Here is a 5,858-nt window from a genome sequence, read left to right as displayed (position 1 = left end):
TCCAATACTGTGATTACCCGTCATAGCGGTTCTCCCGGACGCATTAAAATAATCCTCATTGGGGAATCCATAGGTTATTAAAATGACCTTGTTAACAGCATTAGATCAGGCTTATTCAGAATCCCCTCAAACCCTGGAAGAACATCCCCGGGTCGCGTACGCAGGCATCCTGGGTTCCTATGGTGAGGAAGCCGGCCTTTCATATTTTAAGGGGTCCGGTGAGCTTTTGCCCTGTAAAACGTTTGAAGATGTTTTTGAATCCCTGAAACAAGGTAAATCCGACTACGGTGTCCTTCCGATTGAAAATTCCTCGACCGGATCCATTGCCACAGTTTATGACCTTCTCTCACAATATCAGTATTATATTGTCGGAGAAGAAGAGGTAAGGGTTCGTCATTGTCTTTTGGCCCCCCAGGGGGCACGCCTTGAAACCATTGAAGAAGTTTATTCTCATACCCAGGGGTTTTCTCAATCCCAGGAATTTTTAAATAGGTACCCTCACTGGAAATGTATTCCCTATTATAATACTGCCATTGGAGCGGCTTACGTGGCCGAAAAAAGCGATCCCCATTTGGCAGCTATTGCCAGCAAAAGAGCCGGTGAACTCTATCATCTGGAGGTACTGGCGGAAAACATTAATTTTTCACAAACGAATGTAACACGGTTTGTGATTATTTCCCGGAAGCTTAAACTTTTTAAAGATCCAACCCGGGTTAGTATCGCCTTTCGTTTGCCCCACCGTCCCGGGGCGCTTTATGAGATCATTGGTATCTTTTCGGCGTTCTCTCTGAATTTATGTAAAATTGAATCCCGGCCGCTTTTAAATCATAATTGGGAATACCTGTTTTTTGTGGATTTCACCGGTAATATTTCTCAAAACACGCTCATCAATCTGCTTCCGATCATCCAGGAAAAGGTGGATTACTTTCAGTTTTTAGGGTATTATCCGCAGTTTACTGAAACGCCTATTTAATGACAATAGCAAAAACAGATAAGCTTTCAGATTTCTTTGTCTGCAATCAAAAATGACTGAACCATAATGGTTCAGTCATTTTTGATTGCTAATTTATTTTCTCTTCTATTTTTTCACAACATGAATCGTTGTATCATGGCCATTAAGGTTATAAACATCGCCTTTTCCAACTTCAAAGAGAAGCTGATCCGCCAAGGTTTCGGTTTTAATAAACTCGATATATTTTTTTAAAGCACTCTGGATCTCATCATCTCCGGCCCAGGTAATATCAATGCGATCCATGACTTCAAAGCCACTGGATTTTCTCAATTGCTGAATCCGGGAAACGAATTCTCTGGCATAACCTTCGTCTAACAAAGCCTGACTCAAACTGGTATCCAGAATAACAAACTTATTGTTAAACATTTGGACGTTAAAACCTGTTTTAGATGAAATCCGAATATCAATAAAATCTTTTTTGATTTCAATGCTTTCCCCATCCAACTGAATCACAAAAGAATCCCCGGCTTCCAATTTAGCCACTACCTCTTCCGGGTTCACCGTAGCCAGGGCTTTTCCTAAGAGCTTAACATTTTTCCCGAGAATCGGTCCAGCTACTTTAAAATCCGGTTTCAGTACATAGTTCATGAATGCACCCAGATCATCTTCAAAAACCACAGATTTTATATTAAGCTCTTCTTCGATGAGCACTGTTAATTCTCCAATGAGCTTTCGGTATTTTCCATCCACAATAATTTTTGACAGCGGCTGACGCACTTTAATTTGAGCATCTTCTCTGGCACCGCGTCCCAGGCTGACCAACTCCCTTACTAAATCCATCGGTTCTTCGATATCATCTTTAATCAAAGCTTCATTGGCTAATGGATAGTCCGCCAAATGAACTGATTCTGCGTTTGTAAGCTTTTGATACAGTTCTTCGGTAACATAGGGAGCAAAAGGAGCACAAAGGCGGACAACTCCTTCCAGGACTTCCCAGGTGGTATTGTAAACAGCTTTTTTATCTTCAGTCAACTCTGATCCCCAGAACCTTCGTCGATTTCTTCTGATATACCAATTGGATAAATCCTCATTTACAAAGGTCTGTATTTTTCTGACCGCCCTGGTCAGGTCGAAAATTTCCATTTCCCCTCGTACTTCTTTAACCAAACGATTGTATTTGGACAGGATCCAGGTATCAATCACCGGGCGTTCATCATAGGGCACAAAAAACTCCCGGGGATCAATGGTGTCTGTATTGGCATACAATGCAAAAAAGTTATAGGTATTTTTCAGGGTGTTAAAAAACTTACTTTGGACTTCTTTAAGACCTTTAATATCAAAACGGGTGGGTGTCCAGGCCGGAGAAACATAAAGAAGGTACCATCGCAGGGCATCAGCTCCGTATTCTTCAAACATGGCAAAGGGATCCACACTATTGCCTTTTGTCTTAGACATTTTTTGGCCTTCAGCATCCAGAATAAGATCATTGACCAAAACTTTTTTATAGGGTGCTTTTCCGGTAACAAAGGTTGAAATAGCTAAAAGCGAGTAAAACCATCCCCGAGTTTGGTCAATACCTTCACAAATAAAATCAGCTGGAAATTGATTTTCCCAAAGTTCTTTGTTTTCAAAAGGATAGTGATATTGAGCAAAGGGCATGGATCCGGAATCAAACCAACAGTCAATGACGTCTTTGACCCGGGTCATGGTTTTTCCACAATCCGGACAAGTCAGGTGAACATCATCCACATAGGGACGGTGAAGCTCAATGGTTTCATCGATGTCTTCAATGGCACGTTCTACCAGTTCTTTTCTTGAACCAATGGATTCGATGGCACCACAATCATCACAACGCCAAACATTTAAAGGTGTCCCCCAGTAACGGCTTCTTGAAATAGCCCAGTCATTAAGGTTTTCCAACCAATTTCCAAATCGTTTTTCTCCCACATAATCAGGGAACCACTCAACACCGTTGTTATTTTCAATGAGCTGATCCTTGATTTTTGTTACTTCAAGATACCAACTGGGCTTTGCATAATAAAGCAATGGGGTTTTACACCGCCAGCAATGGGGATAATTGTGAACCATTTTTTCCTTCTTGAACAGCTTGCCTTGTTTCTTAAGCCATTTAATAATATCTAAATCGGCATCAATAACAAATTGCCCTTTCCAGGGAGTTTCCGTATATTTTCCATCTTCAGCTACTGGCTGGGGTACCGGCAGATTATATTGACGGCCGACTTTATAGTCATCCTCACCGAAGGCAGGAGCAATGTGTACAATCCCAGTACCGTCTTCGGTGGTTACATAATCAGCACAGGTAACAAAAAAAGCTTTTTTATCAACAGTAACAAAGGGCATGAGTTGTTCATACTCAATATATTCTAATGCAGCTCCTTTCATTTCCTCAAGGATTTCGTAATCCTCTCCTAATAATTTAGGTGCCAAAACTTTTGCACAATAATAAACTTCATCATTGCTTCTGGCTTTAATATAGTCAGCATCCGGATGAACTGCAAGGGCGACATTGGCAGCCAAAGTCCAGGGAGTTGTGGTCCATACCAGAAAATATTCCTCAAGATCTTGTCGTTTAAATGCAACCACAACGGTATTACTCTTAATTTCCTGGTAACCCTGGGCTACTTCATGGGATGCCAGGCCGGTACCACAGCGTGGGCAATAGGGCATTATTTTATGGCCTTCATAAAGAAAGCCTTCTTTATTGAATTTGTTTAAAATCCACCAAACCGTTTCAATGTAATCATTATCCAGTGTAATATAGGGATCCTTCATGTCAATGAAATAGCCCATTTTTCGGCTCATTTCTTTCCATTGTGCTTCGTAATTGAAAACCGATGCCTTACATTGTTCATTAAATTTATCCATGCCATAAGCTTCGATTTCAGGTTTACTGGAAAGGCCCAACTGTTTTTCCACTTCAATTTCCACAGGAAGGCCATGGGTATCCCAACCGGCTTTTCGGATTACCCGGTATCCATCCATTACTTTATATTTACAAACGCTGTCTTTCAGGGTTCTCGCCAGAACATGATGAATCCCCGGGCGGCCATTGGCGGTTGGCGGCCCTTCATAAAATACAAAATTTTCTTTTCCTTCGCGATGATCAATGGTTCTTTGCAGAATGTTCATTTCTTCCCATTGCTTCGAAATATTATCTTCTCTTTCACCGATATTTCCCTCGGCTAATGATTTAAATTGTGTCATCTTACTACCTCCAAAATAGCTCTTATCTCTATGTGTCAACCCATAATAAAAAACGCCCCTTGAAAAATCCAAGGGACGAAAAATCGCGGTACCACCCAAGTTGACAGAAAACTGCCCACTTTTATGAATTTAACGATTCCCCGTGATTTCCTAGGTTATTGCCTTCAGAAATCCTGTTCAAAGGTGATCTCTCCAGAATGCCATCTAATAATCTTACACCTAACTGATTATTTCTCTGTTTAAGCTTTTCCCAAAGCGTCCTTTTCATTACATTTAATATAAAAATTAACATTACTGCCAAATCAAATAACTGGTTAATATTTTATACAAAATCCGAAATAAAATCAAGTATTTTGAAATCTTTATTTAAATTTTTAAGAATATCGTATATAATGATGGTATTGAGATCCTTCCATTACCCATTATATTGGAAAAAATTAAAAACAAAAGGAGTTATAAATGAAAAAGCGTTATTTTATCATTGGCATTTTGCTAATTACGGTTCTTGTTGCATCCACCTTCTATATTCTTCCAAAGCTCGTGGCTAAATCAAATGACACGAATGTCACTGCCAGTACAACTAAGGCTGATCCCACAACAACTGGTAATACCACACCGGAAGGTGATCCCGCAACATCAGAAAAAGATGCCGCCTCCAATCAACCTTCGACTACGCCAACCACATCAATTGTTATCCCTGAAGAAATGCAAACAATTATCGATGAGAATTCCGATTACCTTTATGAGGATACTACTGCAGCCCTGGCCACCGATTACCCTAGCCAAATGATTCCCTTGTATGATGTTCTTGGAGTTTCGGATTCTAAAGCTATGACCAGCGACAAAGGAAACCCCGGTTGGCTCACCTCGTATGTGTCTGAGGATTCAACCGATGAAATACTCGCCTTTTATCGGCCGTTGTTAACGACCATGTCAGATTTTTCCGAAGAAAACATTTCTGCTTCAACCAACCTTAAAGCAACGGTGAGTGGCTATGCAATCAGTTTGACTGTGGCACCGAACAACCCACAAAAAACAGATATCCAGGGAAATAGCTCAGTGAGCATTTCCATTGAACAGGTTTAGTCTGTCATTGATTTAATGGCAGAAGGGTGTTCGTTCACAATTTACACACTTAAATAATTAGTTTCTTAGAAAAAGAGGATTTGAATATGACTAGCCAAACAAAAAAAATGACCTATTGTGCACTGATGATAGCAGTAACCTTTGTTATGACAACACTGATCAAAATTCCCATTCCAAATGGTTACATCCATCTTGGTGATGGTGCTGTTCTTTTATCCGCTTATATTTTAGGACCCTGGGGTGGTCTTATTGCTGCAGGTCTTGGCTCTGCCAGTGCTGATTATTTTGGTGGATTTGGAGCCTATGTCCTGCCAACCTTTTTGGCCAAAGGCTTAATGGCTTTTATCTTCGGCTATTTTATGGAACGTTATCCAAAAACAAATAAGCTATTCTTTTTATTTCCTGCTGTTGCTGTCATGGTGACCATCTACTATATCTCTGAAATTGTTATGTATGGCAGCATCACAGCACCATTCATTAATATACCCTTTAACTGTCTTCAAGGTTTGGTAGGAATTGTTGTCGCACTGGTACTTTATAAACCTTTAGAGCGTTTTCGCCTGATGCCAGCTAAGATTTCAACAAAATGAAAAGA

4 protein-coding genes and 1 other annotated feature are annotated in these 5,858 nt (G+C 40.3%); of the genes, 3 read left to right on the top strand and 1 reads right to left on the bottom strand.

What is annotated here, in order from left to right:
- Positions 1-82 precede the first annotated feature (82 nt).
- A complete protein-coding gene (locus VIK44_RS04000) occupies positions 83-973 on the top strand; it encodes a prephenate dehydratase (protein WP_331552555.1) in 891 nt (296 codons plus the stop codon).
- 105 nt (positions 974-1,078) lie between these two features.
- Here the strand turns inward: VIK44_RS04000 and ileS are convergent, their stop codons facing one another.
- Complete coding sequence (gene ileS, locus VIK44_RS03995; RefSeq protein WP_331552554.1) at positions 1,079-4,177, bottom strand: isoleucine--tRNA ligase; 3,099 nt, start codon at positions 4,175-4,177, stop codon at positions 1,079-1,081.
- 68 nt (positions 4,178-4,245) lie between these two features.
- Positions 4,246-4,454 (bottom strand) — a binding site (T-box leader).
- Positions 4,455-4,636: 182 nt separating this feature from the next.
- Between ileS and VIK44_RS03990 the strand changes: the two genes are divergently transcribed.
- Both VIK44_RS03990 and VIK44_RS03985 read left to right on the top strand, forming a co-directional pair.
- Positions 4,637-5,263, top strand: a complete 627-nt coding sequence (locus tag VIK44_RS03990) for a hypothetical protein (RefSeq protein WP_331552553.1) — start codon at positions 4,637-4,639, stop codon at positions 5,261-5,263.
- Between the two features lie 86 nt (positions 5,264-5,349).
- Positions 5,350-5,853: an ECF transporter S component gene (locus tag VIK44_RS03985; protein ID WP_331552552.1), complete on the top strand. Its 504-nt coding sequence runs from the start codon at positions 5,350-5,352 to the stop codon at positions 5,851-5,853.
- Positions 5,854-5,858: the final 5 nt, after the last annotated feature.

The organism is Acetobacterium sp. (genome assembly GCF_036508315.1).
GTDB lineage: Bacteria > Bacillota > Clostridia > Eubacteriales > Eubacteriaceae > Acetobacterium.
Note: the sequence above shows the minus strand (reverse complement) of the source record. Positions and strands in the feature narration are given on the sequence as shown.

What these genes read in the sequence shown, in the direction of transcription:
- VIK44_RS04000 (WP_331552555.1), top strand. Translation starts at nt 83, where the DNA reads ATGACCTTGTTAACAGCATTAGATCAGGCTTATTCAGAATCCCCTCAA.
- ileS (WP_331552554.1), bottom strand. Translation starts at nt 4,177, where the DNA reads ATGACACAATTTAAATCATTAGCCGAGGGAAATATCGGTGAAAGAGAA.
- VIK44_RS03990 (WP_331552553.1), top strand. Translation starts at nt 4,637, where the DNA reads ATGAAAAAGCGTTATTTTATCATTGGCATTTTGCTAATTACGGTTCTT.
- VIK44_RS03985 (WP_331552552.1), top strand. Translation starts at nt 5,350, where the DNA reads ATGACTAGCCAAACAAAAAAAATGACCTATTGTGCACTGATGATAGCA.